Below are 23933 nucleotides of genomic sequence, written 5' to 3' on the forward strand. Positions count from 1 at the left end.
GAGTTCGACGAGCAAAGCGCGCAATTCTTATTCCCGGTTGATGTCGCTCTCTATCCTGGTCGCATGCGAGCGATGATGCGGCAAGGGGTGGCAGATCCGACACCAGCCGAACAGAAGGACCGGCTCGATCGATTGACCGCAAGCGGGCTGCGCGCCCAGATCAGGACGGGGAGTCTCCTGACCGGCCAGATGTATGTTGCACTCGCCTTTTTCCCACACGTCGCACCAGCAAAAATCGATTGGACGAAAAAACCGCCGGTGTTTCCGACCGAACCAGGTGCCTTGATGGAATTGCAAGCCACCGTCATGAATATTTCGAAGAAAATCGAAAGCATGCCGCTCGATCGCATCGGCGAGGATCTACGGACGACGCTTCAATCGCTGAACCGTACGCTGCTCAGTGCGGAGCAAGCCGTGAAACGGTTGGACAGAGATATCTCTCCAACGGCCAAAGCCACGTTGGAAGATGCGCGTCGCATGTTGAATACCGCGGAGCGGACCCTGGCTACTGACGCGCCGCTACAGCAGGACCTCAGAGTGTCACTGCGTGAGCTCACCAGAGCCTCACAGTCCCTCCGAACGTTGACGGAACTGCTCGAGCGTCAGCCAGAGTCCCTGATTCAAGGAAAGAAGGAGACCAAACGGTGAGCCGAAAACCCGTCCAATCAGCATTGATGCTGCTTGTTATCTCTGCCCTGGCAGGATGCGGCAGCTCACCCAGGGAAAGCTACTATACACTTAGCGCCGCAGCCGTCATGAACAGCGCAGCTCCCACTAATGGAGCAGCTACGTACAGCGTCGCCGTTGGACCCATTACCTTGCCAGAAGTGGTGGATCGCCCGCAGTTGGTCCTTCGAGTCGGTCCGAACGAGGTCACCTTTGTTGAGTTGCATCGTTGGGCCGGCCCGCTCAAAAGCGAAATTCCTCGAATAATTGCGGACAATCTGGCCGGCTACCTGAATATCAGACAAGTTTCGGCATATCCGCAGAGCGCCGGTGACAATGCAGATATTCGAATCCTTGTGGATGTCCAACGGTTCGACTCCACGATGAGTGAGTCGGCTATGATCGATGCGCTCTGGACGATCAAACGTCAGTCTGACGGAGTTGCACGAACGGGGCGCTCGACCGCCAGGGAATCCATCGGCGGTGGAAATTACGATGCTCTGGTCGCCGCACATAGCCGCGCACTGGCGACGATCAGTCGAGAAATCGCCGACGGCATTCGTTCACTCAGTGCCGGATCGCCGCGTTAAATCGCCGCTCAGTGTGCCAGTACTTCGCAAAGGCGCACATGCAGGAGAGCCTTCCTTGACTTGGGCTTAGGCCCAGCGTACGATTCAGTCCGGTGCGGGCGTAGCTCAGTGGTAGAGTCCTAGCTTCCCAAGCTAGTTGTCGTGGGTTCAAATCCCATCGCCCGCTCCAAATCCAATCTGGCGAACCCGCGACAGGGGTTCCGAAGGGACGGGCCCCCGAGGGGATAAAGATCTCCGGTGATCGTTCATCCGAATCTGCGTACTCCGCATCGCATTCAGAGCCAACGTACTCTCTTCAATCTCTCACTTGTCTTGATGTTCCTTATGCTGAGCGGTTGTCACTATTACGAAGAATACCGAGTCCTCAAGTCGACCGCGGATATCCAAGATGAGAAAGCGGAACTTCTCCGGGCCTACCGATTATGTCTGGAGAAGTATCAAGACGATCCTCCAAAGGCAAAGGAATTGTGCGGACCCTATACACAGGCGTTGAGAGAAATCGAGGTCAAGCAATCACATCAGCGTTAGCTGTGTGATGCTGGAAAGGATGAACCGTGAGTCGAAATCAATTTGGCGTGGTACTTCTCGTAACGTTAATCGGGAGTTTCATCGGTGGGGTATTGGGTGGTCGCTGGACCGCCCCTTCACCTGCCGGTGCGGAAAAGGCTAATAGCGTCAATGCTGAGGAGTTCCTCCTGGTCGATCCCTCAGGGAAAGCACGGGCTGGCTTAGGCCTCGATCAGAACGGAGAAGTGGGGTTGATATTAACGAGTCGCGACGGTAACCGAAAACTCTCCCTTACTCCGGACGAACGGACGGTTATCAAACTTACCGAGCGGAGCGGGCGGCTTCTCTGGGGCGCGCCATAGGCGCCGAAAAGGGATGAGCGCTAGACAGACTTCTTGACTTTTCCACTCCGGAGGCAGCGTGTACAGACTCGAATGCGCTTCGGCGTGCCTTCCACCAACGCCCGCACGGTTTGAAGATTCGGATTAAAAACCCGCTTCGTCTTGTTATTGGCGTGGCTGACGTTATGGCCGCTCTGGTGCCGCTTCCCACATAGATCACATGAAAATGCCACGGTCTTACTCCTTCATCTAGCTAATCGAAGACTTTGTGTTCCGGATGCTATCACATGACAGAAGGGTGTGACAAGCCTCTGCCGTTGGATGTGAAAAGGCTATGATCGCGTTCGGCCGGCAATTGTCGAGCGGGATGAGTCTTTGGTGTCTGTCGACGTGATGGTCACCATGGCGGGAAGACTGATGTCAAAGGTGGAATCCCCTCCGTCGTCGAACCGATCCTTTCCCACGCTGTAGATTTTCTTTTGAGTTGGGCTCCACAACATGGGCAAACCGGTAAAGGGATCGAAGTAATTCGCCCCTACTTCAGCCAGTCGATTTGGAACTGTTGTGTTGGCGCTAGGACGTCGAAGAACGATCTGCAAGAATGCCAGTCTCAGTCTTGTGTCGGTTTCAATTAATTGCTGATGGAACGGGTCCCATTCCGGTTCAAATGTCCCTGAGCTGAAGGCATTGTCGAGAAACCCTCGGCGTGAAGACCGGGAGACCTCACGAAAGGTCGGCAGGGAGCCGCGACCAGATTCGGAAGCCGTAATGATGGCATCATCATAACTCGCATAGGTATCCCACATACGCTGTGTCTGGAGGGGAAAACCAAGAAAAGAACTCGCGGCAGGGTGCTCCACTCGACGAAAACTCTGCGGCGGAAGTGCGGCCGCGTCAACCAACCATTGCTCAGTCGCTTCGTCAGTTCCTTCGCCCCCAACGACTGCCAGTCCGTTGAGACGATCTCTCTGGACTCCGAGACTGAGCTGATGCTTGATCGGCCATCGAAGCGAATACTCGCCCGGAGTTAGAGGAGTCGCAATGCTTGCTCCGATGGGGAGAAGGGCTTTGTCGATGGCTGGACGGGCAAACACTTTTGACATGAGCTTCAGGTCATCGGCAATCATGACTTGAGCGAACACCTTCATCGGCAGTGTTCTTGCGTCACGAAGAATGATTCTCCAGGCACTGATATCCCTCTGGAGCCGGTCCATGCCAGAGGTCACCCGTTGGGAAAAACCGTCCGCGAGATAGAGACGATGTACCAACAGAATATCTTCACACCGTGGGATCGCCCGGTGGGCGAATCCTCGGTCGTCGAATTTCATTCCTAACCAATGGTCGTAGCGTGTAAGGAACAGGTTGTATTGATTCACCGATGCCCGCAATGCCGAGTCGCGTCGTCGTAATTCTGCGAAGAGATCGTCTGAATCCCAGATAGGCGAGAGAAAACTCGACACGCCGGTCAAGCGGGCGTCTGACCGGCCGGGTTGATCGTAATCAAACGTCGCCGTGAGAGGTTTTGCATCGGTCTCGTGCCATATGTCATAGCCTACCCACGCCGGATCGAGCGAAGGAGCGACGGTTAAGCCGAGGAGGTAATAATATCCGTTTTGGCGGGGATCGGAAATGTAATGGGGGGGAGGTTCCAAAAGTCGTGCAAGCGTCTCACTCGGCGGTTGTCCTTTTGAGGACCAAATCAGCCCAGAGAGCTGAAGGAATATCCAGCAAACCCCAAGTCCTATGAGAAGATATTTTATCGGCATCTACGTACCAACTCCTAGTTGTCCCGCTTGAGTGGTAAACCGGTCTGTCTTGTTGAACAGCAGTCTTCTTTAATTTCAGCAAGGCTTATGCCGGGTGTAATCGCGGCAAGTTATCGTTATCTGGCCGATTTTGACTGTCTCACACGGTTGTTGGATTCACGAGTTGTGCAAGCACCAAGGAGGCGGACAATAATGAACTTGACAAATTTCGGCGCTGTCTCCTAGAGTGCCGGCACATTGTGACTCTTGGGTAAAGGGAAGAGGGTGCGATTCCCTCGCGGTCCCGCCGCTGTGAATGGGGACGAAACCCGTGAGAGCCACTGTCTGAGGAAGCTCCTAGCTATCAGCAGTTAGCAATGAGCTGAAAGCTGATCGCTGAAAAACTGAGTGCGGAGAGCTTCTGAGATGGGAAGGCACGGGGAGTAGGGTGAACCATAAGCCAGAAGACCTGCCCAAGCAGATGACTATCGTTCCCTCGTGGGCTGGGGAGCGGGTGAGGATGAAGAAGCGGGTGCAATCCTCAGGGTCTTTCCTAGGCCTTGGGGATTTTTTATTTTGAGGGCGTTGCAAACGCTTTCCAGCTGCGTTCTCGTGTCGCTCAACGCCTGCCACGTACAAAGGAAAGTACGTCTCGGCGTTTCGCTCCCTGTGGCCTTGCTCGGGAGAAGGCGAGTCTTGACGAGCCGGGGTCGGGTGGGTGAAGACGACAACCGTTGTGAGCGCGCTGACGGCCTGCGTTTGGTTATCGGATTGTGTTTCGTGTTGATTTTGTCCAACGTTCATGTAGCACTTTCAGAGGCTGACAGATCACCAATGAAACGACGGCAGCAAGGGATTTTGACGGGAATGCCGTTCATGGCGCACGTCTCCTCCCGGTCCTTTGTCGACGATGCCGGTCGCAAGATTTATCTCGCAAAGCCTCCCACCCGAATTATCTCACTGGCGCCTAGCGTGACCGAGGTGCTTTTTGCAATTGGTGCTGGCGATCAGGTCGTCGGTGTCACGCAGTTTTGCAACTATCCTCCCGAGGCATTGAACAAACAGAAGATCGGATATGCCAATCCGAATCTGGAATCGTTGGTGGCGCTTCATCCGGATCTCGTCGTGGGCCCAACCGACTTTCTCAAACCGGATGTGGTCTTGAAACTGGATCAGCTAAACATTCCTGTTTTTGCGCTCAATGAAAAGAACGTCGAAGACATCTTCATCCACATCCAAACGCTGGGACGCATGTTGGATCGAGCCACAGTGGCGAATGCCCTAGCCATGGAGCTTCGGCAACAAGTTACGCAAATCAAGCAGCGCACGGAGGAATTCCCTCCAGTCCGTGTTCTCTATGTGCTGAACAGTGAGCCGCTGATCACCGTTGGTCCCGGCAGCTACATCGATCAACTGATCGTCTTGGCCGGCGGTGTTAATGTGGCGGCAAAGAGCGGAACACCCTATCCTCGGCTGAGCATGGAAGCCGTGCTTCACGATAATCCGGAAGTCCTGGTGTTCCCGGTTGGAGAGAGTGAAGGCATCTCGGACAGCGAACAGCAAGCGTGGCGCCAATGGACAACCATAACGGCAGTGAAGCAAGGGCGGCTCCATCAGATTTCTGCTGATTTGCTGAATCGACCAGGCCCGCGAGTAGTGCGTGCGCTCGAGCTGTTGGCCGATATTCTTCACCCCAAAACCTCTTCGCATCGTGCGAATCAGTAGCGTGGATGCTGTGACACCCGTACTACCACCGTCGAGACAAGTCGAATCCGCAATGATTGATTCCCCTATGCTGCCACCAGCAACAGCACATGCCGTCTCACAGTGGACAAAGGCCGGAGCCATTGTGACTCTCCATCGGTGGCTGCTCGTCATAGGCGGGCTGATCGTGGCAAGTGTCGCCGTTCTTGTGATGTGCCTCCAATTCGGTGCAACCCGGGTCGAGATGAGGGCAGTGATGGAGGCCATCCTTACCGTATTCCACGGGGAGCACATTGATGCGGACGGGCTTGGAACGCCCGGCATCATCATGGTCCAGATTCGTTTGCCACGAGTCCTAATGGGTTTTCTTGTTGGGGGGAGCCTTGCGGGAATTGGGGTCACGTTACAGGCGCTGTTAAGAAATCCACTCGCCGATCCGTATGTCTTGGGTGTGTCAAGCGGGGCCGCATTGGGGGCGTCGGCGGCAATGCTGCTGGGAATTGGAACGGCGTTCAGTCTCGTGCCTGCTTTACCACTGTTTGGATTTTTAGGGGGGCTGCTCTCGTTAGTTCTGATCTATCGCCTCGCTCAATCACAGGGCCGACTTCCTGTCCATAGTTTGTTACTGGCTGGGGTGATTCTCAATGCCATTCTGACGGCGTTGATCATGTTCATTACTTCGATTATGGATCCCAATCGTTCCGCTGGACTTATGGCGTGGCTGATGGGTTCGTTGACAGCTCCCAGTTATCCCGCTCTTGGGGTGTTCGTACTCTATACAGTGGGGGTGTTGGCCATCCTGATGCACAAGGCGCAGACGCTGAACGTGCTGACGCTCGGTGAAGAGATTGCACGATCGTTGGGAATTGAAACCGAATGGGTCAAGAAGCAACTCTTTCTGCTGACGGCGCTCTTAACCGGGGCGGTCGTCTCGGTCAGTGGAATGATCGGGTTCGTCGGCATGGTGATCCCTCACGTCGTTCGCATGCTCATCGGATCAGACCATCGTCTGTTGCTTCCTGGGTCTGCGCTTATCGGCGGGATGTTCCTTGTCGTATCGGATACGATCGCCCGAACGCTATTGGCCCCATCGGAAATTCCCGTTGGAATTGTTACGGCATTGGCCGGGGGACCGTTCTTTTTGTATCTGCTGTTATGCCGAAAAGATCGGATGAATTGAGATGGGGAAGACAGCCGTTGAACTAGGTCATTCGGTGCTGGCTGAGGGAAATCCCGCTCTGCGAGTCGTCAATCTCTTCTTTCGATATTCTACAACATCGGAGCAAGGGAGGACCTGGACCCTTGAGCAGGTGTCGTTTCAGGTTGCGGCAGGAGAGATTCTTGGAATCGTCGGGCCCAACGGGTCGGGGAAGTCATCGCTTTTGAAAGTCCTGGCTGGACTGCTTCGTCCGCGCAACGGAATAGTCCTCCTAGGAGGGCAACCAACCAGACAGCTTTCCCAACACGACATCGCACGGGTTATGGCTGTGGTTCCCCAAGAATACGTACAGGTGTTTCCGTTCACCGTGGCTGAGACGGTGTTGATGGGACGATTCCCTCACCGGACACAACATTTCTGGAGCATCGGGCTTGGAAATGATACTGACAAGGACCTCGTCTGCGCTCACCAGGCCATGATTGAAACTGACGTGTTGTCTTTGGCCGATCGACTTGTGTCGGATCTGTCAGGAGGAGAGCGGCAACGGGTGGTCATTGCCAGAGCTTTGGCTCAGGAACCTCAGATTCTTCTCTTGGACGAACCAACCGCCTTTCTCGATATCAGCCATCAGATAGAAATCTGTTCGTTGATCGCTCGACTCAGGGCCGAACGCCAATTAACCGTCGTGTTGGTCTCGCACGACCTAAACATCGCGAGTCAATATTGTGATCGTGTGCTGATGTTGAAAGAGGGAAAACTATGCCGGATTGGGACGCCAGGCGAAACCATTAAGCCTGACGTCCTTCGATTTGTGTATGGGTGTGACGTGGTCGTTGATGCCCACCCGCAGACAGGGAGGCCCCGCGTCACCATGCCCATGGGCGTCAATCCAACAAGATAGTGTAGCATGGGTCACGTCCCTGGCCCGGGTGTCCTTCCGACAAAGGGACTGTGTCATTTTCATAGAAGAAAGGGCGTTTTGGAGAAACGACGCTGGTGACGGGGAAGATGGTGCAAATCCATCACGGTGCCGCCACTGTAAGCGGGGAGTGACTCTGCTTCATGCCACTGTCAGGAGATGCTGTTAGCCGTCAGCAATGAGCCAGGGGCTGATTGCTGAAAGCTGAGTGCTGATAGCTTCTGAGATGGGAAGGCGCAGGGGAACAAAAATCCGCAAGTCAGGAGACCCAGCCGGCTGTTCGTTCGACTCAACCCTTCGAGCACAAGGGAGGTAGTCATGCCGTTTCCACTCGCGTGGGGGGTTTGGTGCCTGTCGGTCCTGGGTTTGCTCCTTCCTGCCGGTACGGTTTTCGCCCAAGAGGTGGCTCTCGCCGACACGGATGAGGTTATCGAGACGCCGGAAGTCGTTGTAAGCGCAACCAAAACTGAGATTCCCGTCAAGCAAGTCACGAGTGCAGTAGAGGTGATTACCGGCGAGCAAATGCAACAACGAAAGATTAAGACCGTCGCCGAGGCTCTACGCTGGGCGCAGGGAATGGCCGTTTTTCAAAGTGGGGGACCTGGCACAGTTACCAGTGTGCAAATGCGCGGAGGCACGTCGACCCAAACCCTTGTGTTGATCGATGGCGCGATTGTGAACAATGGTGCGCTCGGCGGGTACGATTTTGCGAATTTGACGACCGACAATATCGACAAGATAGAAATTCTACGTGGGAACCAAAGCATGCTGTGGGGCGCGGATGCGATGGGCGGTGTGATCAACATCACGACGAAGCGTGGCGCTGGTACACCGAGCGTCGGTGCCTTCACAGAATACGGCTCATTTAATACCATCCGTGAAGGGGCCAACATGAGCGGAAAGAAGGGGCTCGTCGACTTCGCTGGGTCGATCTCGAAGTGGGACACGGCTGGTTTCTCGGCGATTAATTATCGGCGGGGGGCGTTCGAAGGGGATGGATATCACAACTGGCAAGGTTCGGTCAGGCTCGGGGTTGATCTCCCGAAAGACGGGCGATTGGAATTTAGTTTCCGCTGGCTTGATGGAACGGTGAGTTTTGATGGATTTTCGAACGCCGGCAATCCCGCCGATGTCTTCGGCGCCGGAAGCAAAGATCGACAGTACGTTTACGCCGGTAATTACACACAGCCGATCACGAACTGGTGGTCACAAAAACTGACCATGGCGCGGGCAACCGATACGTTATCGTCTCATTCAGGTCCGACCGAGTTCGATTTGGTAACCGGCATCATAGAACCGGTCGCCGCCTTCAATATGTTTAACAGCATTTTGAGCACGACCAGTAACCGCATTGAATGGCAGCACAATGTTCAAGTCGCGAAACCTCTATTGCTGACGGCCGGATATCAATTTCGTGAACAAATGGGTACAAATACAAATCTGCTCGATTCCACGCAAAGCATTCCCAACAAGATCATCAGCAGCAACGCAGGGTTTGCCGATGCTCAGCTGAATTTGTGGGATCGGGTGTTTGGAACGGCGGGCATTCGGCAGGATGAGTACAATGTGTTCGGGAGTGCTACGACCTATCGCGTAACGGGCGGCTATCTGCATCAGGAGACCGGTACGAAACTACGCGGAAGCTACGCGACAGGGTTTCGAGCGCCGACGTTTAATGACTTATATTTCCCGGGTTTTGGAAATCCCAATCTGCAACCGGAGAAGAGTCAAGGGCTGGATGTCGCCGTCGATCAAAGCTTGCCCAATGATCGAGGCACGTTGAGCCTGGGCTATTTCTGGACGAGGTATCGTGATCTAATTACAACAGTGTTTAATCCAGTTACGTGTAACGCTCCCGGTTCGTTCGGTTTCTGTGCTCAGAATGCGGGTCTTGCCAGAGCGCGGGGGGTCGAAGCCAGTGCCAAGGTAAAACTGTATCGTGATCAACCATGGATCAAGAGTTTAGACCTGCAGTTACAATACACCTATACAAGCACCAATAATCTGACAGGGGGCCAAGATACTCGCCTTGCGCAGTGGCCACTGAATAAATGGTCAACCATCCTTAGTTATCAACCGATCGAGCCCTTGCGAGTCAATCTGGAGGGCCGGTTCGTTGGCCAACGATATAACACTCAAGGGAATATTCAATCGCTCCCGTCCTTTTTAGTCTGGAATGTGTCTGCCACCTATGATGTGAACAAACGCATTCAAGTCTACACCCGCATCGACAATCTCTTTAATGAGAAATATGAGGAGGTTCTATTCTATGGCACTCCGATCCGATCAGTTTTCGGGGGCATGAGAATGAATTTTGATATGCCGATTTAGAAACGAACACAAAACCCTTTGATTCAGGAAGAAACGAGATCGAAGGAAACGTTGTGAAAGGCCCTATTCAAAAGATCTGTGAACGGTGCCGACGAGCATTTGAGTGCGGGCAATATGAGTGTTGGTGCGGGACAATCGGCATCACGGAACAGCAGATGGATTGGATTTCGGCTCGATTCGGAGACTGTCTTTGTCCTGACTGTTTGGGCCTGGTGCTTCGAGGAGAGGCAGGATCGTTCGAGTCATCGTCGATTCCTTGAGGAGGGTGTAGGGATGCGGATTACAAAGGTCTATACCAGAACGGGAGATGGCGGGAAAACCCGTCTCGCCGGAGGCCAACAGGTATGGAAGGACAGTTTACGCGTCGAAGCCTACGGCACGATCGATGAAGTCAATGCTTCAATTGGCCTGGTGCGGGTGATCAATGCCGAAATGATGACGAGATGCGTGCAGGCTCGGCAGCTTGAAGAAGAGTTGCGATGGGTCCAAAACAAGCTCTTTGACGTTGGGAGCATTCTTGCGACTACGCCAGGACAGATTTTTAAAAATATGCCGCAGGTGACTGCAAAAGACGTCACACGATTAGAAAAGCTGATTGATCGGTGCCAGGAAGATTTGGAACCCCTGAAGGAGTTTATCCTGCCAGGCGGAGGAAAAGTGTCCGGCTTTCTTCACTACGCACGGACGGTTTGCCGAAGAGCAGAGCGACTGTGCGTGCGACTTTCGCGTGAAGAGTCCGTGGATGCGACGATTGTCAAGTTCGTGAACCGACTTAGCGATTGCCTTTTCGTGTTGGCGCGGTGGGTCGCCAAGACTCAGCAGGAGCCCGAGTTCTTGTGGGAGCGGGATGTCCATTACACGGGCGCCTAACAGGATCAACCGTCGGAGGTTTGCAGGAAGGCTTGTCTTCGTGCTCGGCGGATCGTCATCGGGCAAGAGCGAGGCTGCGATTCGATTGGCTGGGCGAAAGAGACCGAGGGCGTTTGTTGCGACGGGGCAGGAACTGGATGGGGAAATGGCAGCGCGGATCGCGCATCATCGAGCGACACGTTCGCCGGACTGGACTACTGCTGAGGTGCCGGTCGAACTCGCAGGGTGGTTCAAGCGACAAGGAAACACCTATCGGACCATTGTCGTGGATTGCGTCACGCTCTGGTTGAGCAATCTCCATGGGCGAAAGGACAATCATGTAGCCATTACAAAACGAGTCACGGAATTGCTGCGAGCAATCAGGACCATTTCGGCCAGAGTTGTTATCGTCAGCAACGAACTGGGCCTGGGGCTTGTGCCGGTTGAGCGATCAATGCGTGCCTTTCGTGATCTCGCTGGGCGTGTGAATCAACAGATCGCGACAGAAGCAGATGAAGTGCATCTGGTTGTCAGTGGGATACCGCTTCAATTGAAATGAAAGGCAAGGTGTGCAATGTCGTTGTGTGAAACCCTCGGTCGGATTCAACCACCCAATCGCCGCTTGCTAGAACAGGCGCAGTCGCGCCTGGATCGTTTAACGAAGCCGCTGGGTAGCTTGGGACGACTGGAAGAATTGGCGGCTCAGTATGTCAGGATCAGCGGGGAGTTGAAGCCTTCTGTGCCACGGGGAATGGCGGTGACATTTGCGGCCGATCATGGGGTGACGATTGAAGGAGTCAGTGCCTACCCACGAGAGGTAACGGCACAGATGGTGTTAAACTTTCTCCGCGGTGGGGCTGGTGTCAATGTGTTGGCGCGCCACGCAGGCATCGCTGTACGAGTGGTGGACATCGGTGTGGCGTATGAGTTTGGACAGGTCCCCGAACTTATACAGAAGAAAATCATGTGGGGAACCAAGAATCTTCTGCTGGAACCGGCAATGAGTCGTGAACAGGCGGAACAGGCCGTAACGGTGGGCATGGAAATGGCGACGATCGCTTCGCAGGAAGGGATTGGACTGATTGGGACAGGCGACATGGGAATCGGCAACACGACCCCCAGTGCCGCGATTACTTCTGCGATGACAGGGTTACCGGTGGATGCAGTGACGGGGCGGGGAACCGGTATCGACGATGCCGGGCATGCTCGAAAGGTTTCTGTAATTCAGCGAGCGCTAGATCTTCACCGTCCGGATCGGGCTGATGCACTGGATGTGTTGAGGAAAGTCGGTGGCCTGGAAATCGGCGGTCTCGCCGGATTGATCCTCGGGGCGGCGGCGGCACGGATTCCAATCGTGTTGGATGGCTTTATCGCTGGCGCCGCGGCGTTGATTGCGGTGGGATTGCAGCCACTGTGCCGAGATTACCTGATCGCGTCGCATCGGTCCGTGGAGCGTGGCCATCAGGCAATCTTGGATCATCTGCACTTAAAGCCTCTGCTGGATCTTGGCCTTCGCCTTGGTGAGGGAACCGGAGCCTGTCTCGGGATGAGCCTTGTGAGTGCCGCCATCAAGATCTATATGGAAATGGCCACTTTCGGCGAGGCAGGTGTCTCAGAAAAAGGTTGAGCGTCATGATCACGATTGCCAGACCGTTTGTCTTTGCATGGCATTTTCTTACTGCCATCCCCTTGAGTCGTGCACTTCATGAACCGACGACGCAGGAACTCGCAATGTCGATGGCCTGGTACTCTACCGTCGGTCTCCTGATCGGCGGCGTGTTGGTCACAGCCGATTTTGTGATGGCGTCGCTGCTAGCGTCCGAGGTAGTCAATGCCCTCTTGATTGTGCTGCTGGTTCTGTTGACACGCGGGCTCCACCAAGATGGTTTGGCAGATACATTAAATGGATTGGCTGGTGGCCGAACACAGGCCGAGCGGTTATCGATCATGCGTGATCCACGGATTGGGGCCATCGGTGCCACCGGCCTCTTCGCGTCATTAATTCTTCGATATGCCGGACTCATCGCGCTGCCGGATGAATTCAGGTTCCCCGCCCTTCTCTGCATGCCGGCTGTTGGGCGTTGGGCGATGGTCGTAACGGCTTGGTCGTCTCCTTACGCGAGAACAGAGGGGGGGCTCGCTGCGCCTTTTCTCACGCACCTGTCCTGGCCACACATAGGAGTGTCGACTTGTATCCTTGCCCTAGCCCTTGGTCTTGGATTTGGTCTGAAGAGTACATTGATGATGTTCATGATCGGACTTGGTGTGGTACTCGTGGCGCGGGCTGGATGCCGTGTTTGGTTTGGTGGGATTACCGGAGACACACTTGGTGCGACGAATGAACTGATGGAAATCCTCTTTCTTCTGGCTCTTCCGTTACTTGTGTTGCTGCCATGACAGGAAGCGATCTTCTGTTAGCTGCCGGTTTAGACATTGGATTGGGCGATCCTCGCTGGCTTCCCCACCCAGTCCGCGGCATGGGCCGTGTGATCTCGTGGTGCGATAAATACGTCAGGTCCTTGTGCCATGGCACTTGCACTCTCCGTTTGGCCGGCATCAGCCTCGCCGTCGGTCTACCGATTTTGGTTTACGCCCTCGGAGCAGTTGTGATCGAACAGGCTGGGGCCCTTTCCACATGGCTTGGGAATCTCGTCACGGTTGGGTTGGCGTTCACGACGTTAGCGGGGCGAGATCTGTTGGAGCATGTGCGCACTGTCAATCAGGCACTACTTGGCAAGAACCTGGCGGGGGCGCGCGATGCTGTGTCTATGATTGTGGGAAGGGACACCGAACAGTTGTCGGAGTCTGAGGTTGTCCGTGCGACGGTCGAAACGATTGCGGAGAGCACCTCCGACGGAGTCATTGCTCCGCTTATCTACCTGACGGTTGGAGGAGCACCGCTTGCTTTGGCATATAAGGCTATCAATACACTCGACTCTATGGTTGGGCATCGCGACGCACAGTATGTAGATTTTGGTTGGGCTTCGGCCAGACTTGACGACCTCGCGAACTGGATTCCTGCACGTGTGACTGCCGGTCTGATCGTACTTGCCGCAGGGCTGGTGACAGGGCGGTGGACTCGGACCAAGACGAGTTGGCGGATTTTGTGTCGTGATGGTCATAAGCATGCGAGTCCGAACAGCGGAAGGCCTGAAGCGGCGATGGCAGGCGCGCTGGGCCTGCAACTGGGTGGGATCAATTTCTACGACGGTCTTCCTCTTGAGCATCCGACGATAGGTGAAGGATTCAGAGTGGCGATGCCGCACGATATCGATCTTGCCGTCCGTATCATGGTGGCGACAAGTGGACTCGGGTTATTCCTGGCCGTCATGTCTTTGTGGGTCGCATGAAGGCGAACGGTCATGGGGGAGATGTGTATGCGGCATCGCGTGAGCTGCATCGTGGTCTTAACCGTCTGATCGATTTTAGCGCCAGCATCAATCCGCTCGGGCCATCGCCCGCTGCATGGCGCGCAATCACCAAGTCTCCGCACCTGCTTCAACACTATCCTGATCCCACATGTTGGGCACTTCGCAATGTTCTTGCGTCTCGATGGCGACGACCTCCGGATCACATCGTTGTCGGCAATGGCTCGAGCGAGTTGATCTATGCGCTCCCGCAGGCGCTCGATCTTCATCATCTCCTCGTCATTGGTCCGACCTTTTCCGAGTATGCCAACGCCATGACACGCTGTGGTGGACGAGTTACGATGATCCTAGCCGAACGGCAACAGAACTATTCTCCGCCTTTGGCTGAGGCGCTACGGCTGCTGAAGGGCGTTGGTAGCAATAGCCCAAGACGTGAAAGAATCGATGGGGTCATCCTCTGCAATCCCAACAGTCCGACCGGGCAAGGCTGTGAAGCCGATGCTGTTATGCGAGTGGTTAGTGCCGCCGAGCGGCATCGACTATGGATGATCGTGGACGAAACCTTTGCCGAGTTTTATGAGAGTGGATCGATCCTCTTACGTGCGGCTGCGTCGAGACGCGTGATCGTCTTACGGAGTTTGACGAAGTTCTATGGACTGCCTGGGCTGCGAGTGGGGTACGCGGTAACACACGATCATGTCTCTCGTCAACTACGCCAGCAACTCCCACCATGGTCCGTCAATGCGGTCGCGCAAATTGCGGCTGTGGCGGCATTACAGGACGACGGCCATGCTCGAAATACCCTGTCGTTTGTGACAAAGGAACGGTCGCGATTCACGAGGTTACTCGCAGAATTGCCAGGGTGCGTGGTGTACCCTTCGGTCGCAAATTTCATTTTTATGGAACTACCCGTCGGATGTCATGCAAAGAAAGTCGCCGCTATGCTCCGAAAAGATGGTCTCTTGATTCGTGATTGTTCTCGCATATCGGGTCTCCATCCTCGTTCCATCCGAGTAGCCGTGACATCAATGCAGCAGAACGATCGCTTGGTGAAGGCACTCTCACGAGTGCTTATGCATCAGTAAGAGATGAGAACGGAGAATTCACTGAAACTACGTACGAACTTCCGAGTGACGAAGAACACACTCGTCATTGATCTTCACCGTTCCGTAAAAGTACTCTCATCTGCTCCGAAAGGCGGAGGACTTCGATCTGCCCGCTACATTTTGAATCATCAGGTTAAGGCACGTGCTGGTTCGGACTCTGGGAGAGCCACAGCCGCGAAAGGACGGCACCCCGAATGTGGTGATCCTGCGCGGTATCTTCGCCGACAGGCGACTATCGTGGGGGTCGACGATAATTGTGTTGCTCTCATGACCGCCGTACCCATGAACCAACTCGTGGTTCATCATGAGGAATCTCACGGGGTCTGGGTCGAGTGTTTCGCAACGGTCGGAATTACGAATGCGGTTCGCGCCGGAGAGTGGCCAGTCGTTGAATCTGATCCAAAGAGGGGGACTGATCTCGGGACGATTAATCTCATTCTCGTAACGAACGCTGCCCTTTCCACCGCGGCCATGGTTGGAGCGGTGCAGGTGGCGACGGAAAGCAAGGCCGGAATTTTACGCGACCATGCCATTCCGAGTTGGACAGGTGTGCCCGGGGCAACGGGAACTGGGACAGACGCGGTAGTCGTTGCCTGTGAGCTTCGAGGAAAGGGAGCCCGAGTGTCCTACAGCGGAACACATACCAGTATCGGCGCTATGATTGGTCGGGTTGTGGCCGCGTGCGTGACGCAAGGTTTAGCTCGTGCAGACCACTGGTTTGCACGAGCTGCTAGACACGCACGGTCCGCTTCAACAGAGAAATCGGGCGACACGCGCTCACAAACCAACGACAATATCGATTTCCAAGACTGGCTCTAACATCGACAGGAGTGCTATGGCTCATGGGTTTGGGCCGTTGTTGATTTCTACAAGGTAAAAGTAGGCATGATGCCGGTCAAAGGTATGACGGGCTCGACCCCTATGTTGGCCGCATTCACACCCACCTGAATATAGCGCCGTCTCTGAAAGATCTTCCGCGTCACTTTCTCTCACCCTATAAGATCCCCATGTCCTACCTCGAATCAATCACGAAAACTCGTGCAACTCGTGTGTGTGCTGGGTTTCCTGTGGAAATAGGCTTCTGTTGTCGCCAACGGCATGAAGTCCAAAATTCGGCTGAATCGCACATCTGTGCACAAATGGGAAGGTGATGGTCAGAGTTATGACAGTTAGCAGCGTTTCCGACAGTTGTTGTTGATTTGACAGCATTTGTGTATGGCTACCGGGCGAATGCTAAAACCTTCTTGTGGGCAGTACGTAGAGTCGGCACGTAAGTTGCTGGACTTGTGCGCGGAACATAGGGCGCGATGTGCGCCGCTGCGGAGATCGTCCGTGCGCTGCGAGGGTCGCGAGGTGGGAAGGGTTCGAGAAGGAGAGGACTGCAGATTCTGTTGATTCACTTGCCAATAGAGAATGAAACGCTACACTCAGGTTTACGCAACAATGTCGTGAGTTGCATCGCGGCTGTTGATCCGACGAAGGAGGAAGGGTTATGCGAAAACTCGTGGTGGGGCTGATAGGCATAGGAATGGTAGGGCTTTCGTTTGTGTGGGCGTCGTCGGCGACAGCTGGAGATGAGGCAGAAACCGCCGAACTGTTGATTACATTGTTGAAATCGGGACGCGCAGTCGTATCTGAGAATCAAGGACTGATCAACGATCCTTCCAAAGGCAATAAAGGGTTCACCGACGATTTCTTTGCGCAACAAGCCATGGAGAAATTCAAAGCTAAAACCAAAATTGATCTGGCTAAAGCGAATAATCTCCCGCAAGGCCCGCTGCTGAAGGCTCTTCTCGATTCGGGAAAAGAAGTTGTTGCAGAAGCGCAAATGGTAATCAACAAGCAGGGCATCGCATTCAAGGGATTCCTTCCGGCGGTCTTTGGCAGAAAAACCGGGGAGAAGTTTTATCAGAAAACCGGTGTGAAACTGAGACTTACCGGGTTGGACTATCGGAACCCGGGCAACAAGCCGGATGACTTTGAACAGGAAGTCCTCCGGATGTTTGCTGACCCTCGTCATCCGAAAGGCCAACAATATGTGAAGACCACAATGCTGGCCGGGAAACCTGTTTTGCGCGTGATGGATCCGGAATATGCAGGAGCCACCTGCCTATCGTGTCACGGATCGCCCAAAGGGGAGCGCGACATCACAGGTATGAAGAAGGAAGGGTGGAAGGAAGGGGATCTGGCGGGAGCGATCAGTCTGACGCTTCCGATCAAATAAATAACAGAACACTACATAGTTTCCTTACAACATCAATAATCATCAGGAGGACACCGGACATGAGCAAGATTCTAGTCGTCGACGATTCATATGCAGAATTGCAGATGATCGAGGGCTATCTGAAAGGAGCGAGCCACACAGTCGTTTCCTTTCCCAATACGGAGAAACTCGAGGATAAGGTCGTTGCTGAAAAGCCTGACCTGATCGTCATGGATGTTGTGATGCCGGGACGCAATGGTTTTCAGGCCTGTCGTGATCTTAAGAATGACGATCGAACAAAAAACGTACCGATCGTGCTATGTACGTCCAAGGGCAACGAAAGCGATAAGTTCTGGGGACAACAGCAAGGGGCGAACGGTTATGTGACAAAACCCTTTAAGGCAGAAGATTTGCTTGCCGCAGTCAAGCGCGCCTTAGGCTGACTCAACTCTGCTTTCGTCATCGGAGAGCAATGGACCATCAACAGGAACTCACAGCGCAGCGGTTGTTAGAGACGGACCACCAACCGACGGGAAGGAACGCCTCCCGTATGTGCCTCATCAGCCTGGGTGGTGAATTGTTCGCGATGGACCTCGGCCACGTGAGTGAGGTTTTTGAAGTCGACTCGATCACGCCGGTTCCCGGAGCCCCACCATCACTCGTTGGTGTCGCCAATCTTCGAGGAACGGTCATTCCGTTGGCCGATCTACGTCCCTCGTTGGGACTGTCGGCAACGGATTCGTCGCTCAAGTACGCCGTGGTCGTGCGACATGGGAATCAACAGATCGGTATTCTCGTGGACACAGTACCTGAGATCAGGACAGTCCGACAGGATGAATTTCTTGCTGCACCGGCGCAAGGATCTGCGAACGCGCAACCATTGGTCTCCGCTCTGTTGCGTGTCGAAGAGCGAATGGGTGGGGTGATGGAAGTCCCACGCTTATTGACCACAGTGGGGTTGGGGTAAAGACGGTAGCACCGATTGTTGAACATGTCGATAGCATAGTTAATCGAGAAGGATCCGGTTGCTCGCTGCGACAGCGAGACATACCTCGGGAGAAGGAGGAGTGCAATGGCTAAGGCAGATTCTAGGATCGAGTCCAAGGGATCACACTTCAAGGGGAGATTTTATAATCTCAATACCAGGACGAAGCTGATTTCAAGCTTCGGTGTTGTCAGTCTCATCATCCTCGTCATGTCGAGCGTCGGTGTGTTGACGCTTCGTCAGTTGAGCTCTCAGTCACAAACGGTCTACACGGACTATACGGTCATGCTGGCAGAATTCGCTGATATGGGGACCGCACTGACGACCCATCACCAAGTTTTAACCAGCATGGCCACCATCACGCGGCAAGCGGACTTCGCCGCCGAGGTTGCTAGATTACCGCAGTATCGGACGAAAGCGAAAAAGGTTCTTGCCGACTACGAAGCCACTGAGTTTCGAGTCTCTCGTTCGGGTCGCGACGAAGCAAAGGACTATGCGCTTCTCAAGTCGGCCCTGCAACAGTACTTTCAGGAGGCTGATGGCGCCTTGAGCGCCATGGCCGACAGCTTCGACAAATCACTGACCGCGGAACAGGCTGAAAACATGCGAGGTCTCGGTGTCTTGGCGTTAACAGTGAATTTGCAACCGACATTCGACAAGACCGTTAAGTATCATAGTCAACAGATCTTGGATATGCAGGATGTCGCCAAAGATCTGAACGACGATGCACAAAAGGTTTCTGAGAATGGAACGCTCATTCTTATTGGTGGCGGGTTCATCGCCGTTGTACTCGGACTCGGCATCGGTTATTGGATGGCAGGCTTCTTTTCAAAAGGCCTGACACACATTGCTCAAGTTGCATCGCAGGCCGCTGCGGGCAACTATCAGGCCCGTGCCAAGGTTTCTACAAAAGACGAACTCGGTCAGATGGCTACTTCGTTCAATGCCATGTTGGATCGTATTACCGCGCTTGTGACATCGGAAGAAGAGCGCGACCTGATGCAAAAGCGTCTCATGAATTTCTTGGTTTTGGTGTCGGATGTCGGTAAGGGCGACTTGACGAAGCGCGGCGAGGTGACGGCTGATATGTTCGGGAACTTGGCAGACGGATTCAACCTCATGATTCAGCGGTTCGGCCAACTGCTAAAACAAGTTCGAGAGGCTGCGGAAAGGGTCAATAAATCAGCCGGGACATTGAGAGAAAGCGCGGGTCAGATGGCTGGTACAGCAAAACATCAGGCCGATGAATCGGTCAAGACGCTGGGCGCGGTCGAGCAACTCGCGACGTCGATGCGTCAGGTCGCGGAAACAGCCGGCGCATCCTCAGAATCAGCCAAGCAAGTGTTGCAAGCCACCGAGCGCGGTCGCGTGGCCGTGCAAGAAACTGTGCAAGACATGCAGAGCATCCGGGCCGCGGTGCAACGGATGTCTAAACAGGTCAAGGCACTCGGCGATCGGTCGTTGGAAATTTCGCAAATCGTGTCGACGATTCGTGACATCGCCAATCAAACGAACCTGCTCGCGCTGAACGCCGCCATTGAGGCGGCCGGCGCAGGTGAAGCCGGGGCACGATTCGCGGTCGTCGCCGATCAGGTCAGAAAACTGGCTGAAAGCTCAACGCAGGCGACACGTGAAATCGCCGATCTTGTGAAAGTCATCCAAACCGAGACCCAGGATGCGGTCGTAGCGATGGAACATGAAACACAGGCCGTGGAAGCTGGGTCGGCCTCGGCACTCCGTACGGGCGACGTGTTTAACGAAATTTCAACAATCGCACAGCGATCTTCCGAGCTGGCCCAAATCATTGCGAGTTCCGCTGCGAACCAGACGGCATCGACAGACCAAGTGGGCCGCTCGATTAAGGATTTCACCGGCGGCGCAGTTGCCACACAGAAAGCAACGGATGCTGCCCGAGTGACCGTCGAAGACATGGCCAAGCTTGCGGAAGGTCTAACGTCATCGGTGTCGCAGTTCAAACTGGCCTAGGTCGGTGAGCCGGGACGCCGATACGGCATTCCGGGTATGAAAGGACGGCATGAGCTCTGAGCTGGACCGACAGGCCCTCATCGACATCTTTGTCACCGAAGCCTCGGAAGCGATGGCAGCCCTCACGTCCGCGCTGAATCCAAGCGACGGATCGATCCCACAACCCCAGCAACTTCAAGAACAGTACATGTGGGCCCACAAAATTCGTGGGGCGTCCGCTTTATATGGATTCAACGGACTTGCCGTATTGGGCGCCCTCCTTGAGAGCACCCTCGAACAGGCATCCTCCATTGATGAAGGGATATGGCCGAAAGTCGTGGGAGCTTTGCGAGGGATGGTGGAAACGTTTCAAGCTCAGTTAACGGCGATTAGGAATGGGGGAAACGAAGACACAGCTGCCTGCGAACATTGGCGAACCGAGACTGACGGATTCCTCCCACAATCCTCCGAGGTAGCGTCGTCGGCACCGTCGTTTGGGCGATTGTCACAAGATTACCTGGTTCCTACCATCGACCCGGACGTCCTTTCATATTTCTCTCCAGAGGCCGACGAATATCTACACGCCATGGAATCGTTCCTTCAAAGACTCCAGGAGAATGCCAACGACCCTGACAATATTCAGACCCTCGTCCGAACCGCTCATACGCTCAAAGGCTCAGCAAAAACCATCGGGTTCCACGCGATCGGCGATATTGCTCATCCGATCGAAGACTGCATGGTCGCCGTACGTGAAGGACGTCTTGCCGTAACGTCGGATCTCGTAGGCGCGATTCATCAAGCGGTGGCGGTTATCCGCCTCCTGATGAAGCGAGATCCGGCGAGAGTCGCGCAGCTTGAGCAAGATGTGCCGCATGTCACCCAGACCTTGGAACGGCTGCGTGATGGCAAGCCTGTCGACGCGACCCACTCGGTCGCCTTGGAGATGGCACCAGTAACTCAAGTGGCGACGGCCGTGATGGATCCTGCTTCCGTGCCTGAGCAGAGTGCTGAGCAAAGCGACGCGGATATCGTACGGCTGACCGACGCCTATTTGCTGCCTCACCTGGATCCCGAAGTGCTGTCCTACTTTTCACCGGAGGCTCAAGAATATCTGGAATCTTTAGAGGCGCAGCTGCTCCGCCTTGAGAAAGAGCCTCAGAACCCTGAACTGGTTAACCAGCTGTTCCGAACCGCGCACACCCTCAAGGGGTCTGCCTATACAGTCGGTTTCCAATCAATTGGCGATCTAACGCACTATGTCGAAGACTTTATGGGATCGGTGCGCGATGGGCGAGTGAAAATTCTTCCTGGTCATGCTGATGTGCTGCTACGAGCGGTCGACGTGGTTCGATTGCTGTTGCGGCGCGATCCCATGCTGCTCGGTACCGTTCGACAACGTTTCAGCGCCTCCATGGCTGAATTGAAGCGTCTCGAGAATCCCACGGCAATGGAAATTGCGCCCATGGCGCCGGTGTCACAGTCGGGCATGGCCTCTGCCGATGCGGAGAACACCAACCAACAAGATGCCGATGCGTCCAAAACGAATGAGGCCAGAGCAGCTGATGCGAAAACTGGAGAAGAGCGTGAGGTAATTCGCGTCAGCCGTGACCGGTTGGAGCGATTACTCAACCTGGTTGGTGAGCTGGTCATCGGTCGAGGCCGGCTCGAACAGCGGCTCTATGTCCTGGAACAACTGTCGCAGCAAGTGTTGGGTTGTAAAAATCGACTGGTGGATTCGGTTCGTTCTTTTGAGGACAAACACACTTTTACCTTCCAAGCGGCTCCCTCCGGACCCAACAATGCTCCGACAACGGCGGCCTTCACCGGTCTGAGCGATTTCGGCACTCTCGAGCTCGACAAATACGATGACTTTAATATCCTGGCCCGTCGTATCAGCGAAGTGACGGCAGACATCACCGAATCGATGACTCAGTTGAGCGGGTCGATCCGGCGCTCTCACGAAGATATGAGCCAATTGCAGCAACTCACGCTGAGTATGCGGGATGAAATTGCTCGTGCCCGCATGGTGCCGGTTGGAACCCCCTTTACACGATTTCGTCGTGCGACCAGAGAAATGGCCAGGGCAACCGGCAAGGAAGTCTCCTTGGTGACCTCCGGTGAGCACACCGAAGTCGATACCGGCGTCGTTGAACGGTTGGTCGATCCTTTGATTCATTTAGTCCGGAATGCCGTCTCTCATGGGATCGAACCAGCGGCGGTTCGAATAGCAAAAGGAAAACCAGCGGCTGGGACAATCTATTTGCACGCCGCTCATCGCGGAAGCTCCGTGCTCATTGAAGTAGAAGATGATGGTGCCGGTCTTGATATCGGAAAGATTCGTGCCAAAGCAATCGAACGAGGACTCGTCCGTGCCGATGTCGCCAAGACTTTGCCTGAAGCGGAGGTCATTAAGTTTATCTTCATGCCGGGCTTCTCGACGGCCGACCAAATCGGCGATCAGGCTGGACGAGGCGTCGGCATGGACGTGGTGAAACGTGTCATTGAAAGCATGAATGGGCATATCGACGTTGAATCGATTCGCGGCGTCGGGACGAAATTCACGCTGCATCTTCCACTCACCCTCTTGATCGCTACCGCGCTGATGGTCCGCGAGGGCGGTGACCGATATGCGATTCCGCTCCCGAGCGTTCGCGAGGTCACCATGGCGACGACCGGATCATTGCAACGGATGGTGGACCGAACAGTCCTGCATCTCGGCGATGAAGCCATTGAGGTGCATCCTCTGCAGGAGTTGCTGCATGGAAGCGGCGGGATTATTGAGAATGGGAAGCCGATCGTGATCGTGCGAACGGGGATCGGTCCATTTGGACTGGCTGTGGACGAATTGCTCGGGCGACAGGAAATTGTCATCAAGCCGATCGGATCATTGAAAACATTAAAGCGGTCCTATTTCAGCGGTGCAACCATCGACCCGGAAGGCCGTGTGATTCTTGTGTTGGATCCCGCGCGTGTCGTCATACGCGAAGCCCAGCCGGTAGAGGGCTTGCCTGAATCATCCGAGACGGCGCTCATTCCGGATTCGTCAGTTCCTCAAGATGGCGCACAGTCTGAACAGAGCGGGGATCAGCCGATTCTCCTGATCGATGATTCATTGAGCATTAGAAAATTTGTCGGTCGGATGCTGGAATCAGCCGGATATCGAGTCGATACAGCGGTTGACGGGGAAGAAGGGCTGCGCAAGGCATCGACGCACTCGTATCGATTGATTCTCACCGATTTGGAGATGCCCAAGCTGAACGGTTATGAAGTCATCCAGGCTTTGCGGAGTCGTCCTCAGACTCAAAAGACGCCCATTATTGTCATGACAACTCGAGCTGGGGATAAACACCGGCAAATGGCCATCAGCATCGGTGCCAGCTCTTATATTGCCAAACCTGTTGAAGAGCGGGCACTCATTCAGGAAATCGAGCGTTGGATTGGCCGAGAATCCGCTGTCCGCAGCGTGTAGCCGGCCGACGCAGGTGTCTTGGTTGA

22 protein-coding genes, 1 tRNA gene and 2 riboswitches are annotated in these 23933 nt (G+C 54.6%); of the genes, 21 read left to right on the top strand and 2 right to left on the bottom strand.

Features of this window, described 5'->3' with window-relative positions; all coding sequences use genetic code 11:
• From VEI50_15265 to VEI50_15285, 5 genes are all read left to right on the top strand, one after another.
• On the top strand, positions 1-648 hold a 648-nt coding region (locus VEI50_15265), incomplete at its 5' end, for a hypothetical protein (protein ID HXX76489.1).
• Positions 645-1256 (top strand): PqiC family protein, encoded by a 612-nt coding sequence (locus tag VEI50_15270; GenBank protein HXX76490.1) that lies wholly within the window; start codon positions 645-647, stop codon positions 1254-1256. The genes VEI50_15265 and VEI50_15270, both read left to right, overlap by 4 nt.
• A 94-nt stretch (positions 1257-1350) precedes the next feature.
• A tRNA-Gly gene (locus VEI50_15275) sits at positions 1351-1425 on the top strand.
• 68 nt (positions 1426-1493) lie between these two features.
• Positions 1494-1784, top strand: a complete 291-nt coding sequence (locus VEI50_15280; protein HXX76491.1) for a hypothetical protein — start codon at positions 1494-1496, stop codon at positions 1782-1784.
• A 26-nt stretch (positions 1785-1810) separates the two neighbouring features.
• Positions 1811-2125, top strand: a complete 315-nt coding sequence (locus tag VEI50_15285; protein HXX76492.1) for a hypothetical protein — start codon at positions 1811-1813, stop codon at positions 2123-2125.
• A 20-nt stretch (positions 2126-2145) separates the two neighbouring features.
• On the opposite strand, the gene rpmB is transcribed toward VEI50_15285, so the two are convergent.
• Both rpmB and VEI50_15295 read right to left on the bottom strand, forming a co-directional pair.
• A complete protein-coding gene (rpmB, locus tag VEI50_15290) occupies positions 2146-2337 on the bottom strand; it encodes a 50S ribosomal protein L28 (GenBank protein HXX76493.1) in 192 nt (63 codons plus the stop codon).
• Positions 2338-2436: 99 nt separating this feature from the next.
• Entirely contained in the window at positions 2437-3870 is a 1434-nt protein-coding gene (locus VEI50_15295) for a hypothetical protein (GenBank protein ID HXX76494.1), read from the bottom strand.
• 207 nt (positions 3871-4077) lie between these two features.
• A riboswitch (cobalamin riboswitch) is annotated at positions 4078-4341 on the top strand.
• Positions 4342-4683: 342 nt separating this feature from the next.
• Between VEI50_15295 and VEI50_15300 the strand changes: the two genes are divergently transcribed.
• The 16 genes from VEI50_15300 to VEI50_15375 all read left to right on the top strand — a co-directional run bounded on the left by VEI50_15300 (position 4684) and on the right by VEI50_15375 (position 23907).
• Positions 4684-5574 carry a cobalamin-binding protein gene (locus VEI50_15300; protein ID HXX76495.1) on the top strand — a complete coding sequence of 297 codons (891 nt, stop codon included), beginning with the start codon at positions 4684-4686 and terminating at the stop codon, positions 5572-5574.
• A 67-nt stretch (positions 5575-5641) separates the two neighbouring features.
• Positions 5642-6733, top strand: coding sequence for an iron ABC transporter permease (locus VEI50_15305; GenBank protein HXX76496.1), 1092 nt, complete (start codon positions 5642-5644; stop codon positions 6731-6733).
• 1 nt (position 6734) lies between these two features.
• Complete coding sequence (locus tag VEI50_15310) at positions 6735-7613, top strand: ABC transporter ATP-binding protein (GenBank protein HXX76497.1); 879 nt, start codon at positions 6735-6737, stop codon at positions 7611-7613.
• 76 nt (positions 7614-7689) lie between these two features.
• Positions 7690-7923, top strand: a riboswitch (cobalamin riboswitch).
• A 26-nt stretch (positions 7924-7949) separates the two neighbouring features.
• Positions 7950-9962: a TonB-dependent receptor gene (locus VEI50_15315; GenBank protein HXX76498.1), complete on the top strand. Its 2013-nt coding sequence runs from the start codon at positions 7950-7952 to the stop codon at positions 9960-9962.
• 273 nt (positions 9963-10235) lie between these two features.
• Positions 10236-10832 carry a cob(I)yrinic acid a,c-diamide adenosyltransferase gene (locus VEI50_15320; protein ID HXX76499.1) on the top strand — a complete coding sequence of 199 codons (597 nt, stop codon included), beginning with the start codon at positions 10236-10238 and terminating at the stop codon, positions 10830-10832.
• Positions 10810-11370, top strand: coding sequence for a bifunctional adenosylcobinamide kinase/adenosylcobinamide-phosphate guanylyltransferase (gene cobU, locus VEI50_15325; GenBank protein ID HXX76500.1), 561 nt, complete (start codon positions 10810-10812; stop codon positions 11368-11370). Before VEI50_15320 ends, cobU begins: the two co-directional genes overlap by 23 nt.
• Positions 11371-11385: 15 nt before the next feature.
• Positions 11386-12438, top strand: coding sequence for a nicotinate-nucleotide--dimethylbenzimidazole phosphoribosyltransferase (gene cobT / locus VEI50_15330; protein HXX76501.1), 1053 nt, complete (start codon positions 11386-11388; stop codon positions 12436-12438).
• A 5-nt stretch (positions 12439-12443) separates the two neighbouring features.
• A complete protein-coding gene (locus VEI50_15335) occupies positions 12444-13208 on the top strand; it encodes an adenosylcobinamide-GDP ribazoletransferase (GenBank protein HXX76502.1) in 765 nt (254 codons plus the stop codon).
• The gene (gene cbiB, locus VEI50_15340) at positions 13205-14161 is read left to right on the top strand and encodes an adenosylcobinamide-phosphate synthase CbiB (protein ID HXX76503.1); all 957 of its coding nucleotides are present in this window, start codon (positions 13205-13207) and stop codon (positions 14159-14161) included. Before VEI50_15335 ends, cbiB begins: the two co-directional genes overlap by 4 nt.
• Entirely contained in the window at positions 14158-15264 is a 1107-nt protein-coding gene (gene cobD / locus VEI50_15345; protein HXX76504.1) for a threonine-phosphate decarboxylase CobD, read from the top strand. The genes cbiB and cobD overlap by 4 nt, the downstream gene beginning before the upstream one ends.
• A gap of 45 nt (positions 15265-15309) precedes the next feature.
• A complete protein-coding gene (locus VEI50_15350) occupies positions 15310-16104 on the top strand; it encodes an adenosylcobinamide amidohydrolase (protein ID HXX76505.1) in 795 nt (264 codons plus the stop codon).
• A gap of 673 nt (positions 16105-16777) precedes the next feature.
• Positions 16778-17509 carry a DUF3365 domain-containing protein gene (locus VEI50_15355; GenBank protein HXX76506.1) on the top strand — a complete coding sequence of 244 codons (732 nt, stop codon included), beginning with the start codon at positions 16778-16780 and terminating at the stop codon, positions 17507-17509.
• Positions 17510-17568: 59 nt separating this feature from the next.
• Positions 17569-17931, top strand: a complete 363-nt coding sequence (locus VEI50_15360; GenBank protein HXX76507.1) for a response regulator — start codon at positions 17569-17571, stop codon at positions 17929-17931.
• A gap of 29 nt (positions 17932-17960) precedes the next feature.
• Entirely contained in the window at positions 17961-18455 is a 495-nt protein-coding gene (locus tag VEI50_15365; GenBank protein ID HXX76508.1) for a chemotaxis protein CheW, read from the top strand.
• 105 nt (positions 18456-18560) lie between these two features.
• Entirely contained in the window at positions 18561-20459 is a 1899-nt protein-coding gene (locus VEI50_15370) for a methyl-accepting chemotaxis protein (GenBank protein ID HXX76509.1), read from the top strand.
• 49 nt (positions 20460-20508) lie between these two features.
• On the top strand, positions 20509-23907 hold the full coding sequence (locus VEI50_15375) for an Hpt domain-containing protein (GenBank protein HXX76510.1): 3399 nt from the start codon (positions 20509-20511) through the stop codon (positions 23905-23907).
• Positions 23908-23933: the final 26 nt, after the last annotated feature.

Source organism: Nitrospiraceae bacterium (genome assembly GCA_035623075.1).
Classification (GTDB): Bacteria; Nitrospirota; Nitrospiria; order Nitrospirales; family Nitrospiraceae; genus DASPUC01.

Bases quoted from the DNA above. Each gene is read 5' to 3' on its own strand.
- VEI50_15305 (HXX76496.1), top strand. From the start codon at position 5,642: ATGCTGCCACCAGCAACAGCACATGCCGTCTCACAGTGGACAAAGGCC.
- VEI50_15295 (HXX76494.1), bottom strand. From the start codon at position 3,870: ATGCCGATAAAATATCTTCTCATAGGACTTGGGGTTTGCTGGATATTC.
- VEI50_15375 (HXX76510.1), top strand. From the start codon at position 20,509: ATGAGCTCTGAGCTGGACCGACAGGCCCTCATCGACATCTTTGTCACC.
- VEI50_15320 (HXX76499.1), top strand. From the start codon at position 10,236: ATGCGGATTACAAAGGTCTATACCAGAACGGGAGATGGCGGGAAAACC.
- VEI50_15315 (HXX76498.1), top strand. From the start codon at position 7,950: ATGCCGTTTCCACTCGCGTGGGGGGTTTGGTGCCTGTCGGTCCTGGGT.
- VEI50_15370 (HXX76509.1), top strand. From the start codon at position 18,561: ATGGCTAAGGCAGATTCTAGGATCGAGTCCAAGGGATCACACTTCAAG.
- cobT (HXX76501.1), top strand. From the start codon at position 11,386: ATGTCGTTGTGTGAAACCCTCGGTCGGATTCAACCACCCAATCGCCGC.
- cobD (HXX76504.1), top strand. From the start codon at position 14,158: ATGAAGGCGAACGGTCATGGGGGAGATGTGTATGCGGCATCGCGTGAG.
- VEI50_15360 (HXX76507.1), top strand. From the start codon at position 17,569: ATGAGCAAGATTCTAGTCGTCGACGATTCATATGCAGAATTGCAGATG.
- VEI50_15365 (HXX76508.1), top strand. From the start codon at position 17,961: ATGGACCATCAACAGGAACTCACAGCGCAGCGGTTGTTAGAGACGGAC.
- VEI50_15355 (HXX76506.1), top strand. From the start codon at position 16,778: ATGCGAAAACTCGTGGTGGGGCTGATAGGCATAGGAATGGTAGGGCTT.
- VEI50_15300 (HXX76495.1), top strand. From the start codon at position 4,684: ATGAAACGACGGCAGCAAGGGATTTTGACGGGAATGCCGTTCATGGCG.
- VEI50_15310 (HXX76497.1), top strand. From the start codon at position 6,735: ATGGGGAAGACAGCCGTTGAACTAGGTCATTCGGTGCTGGCTGAGGGA.
- VEI50_15335 (HXX76502.1), top strand. From the start codon at position 12,444: ATGATCACGATTGCCAGACCGTTTGTCTTTGCATGGCATTTTCTTACT.
- cbiB (HXX76503.1), top strand. From the start codon at position 13,205: ATGACAGGAAGCGATCTTCTGTTAGCTGCCGGTTTAGACATTGGATTG.
- cobU (HXX76500.1), top strand. From the start codon at position 10,810: ATGTCCATTACACGGGCGCCTAACAGGATCAACCGTCGGAGGTTTGCA.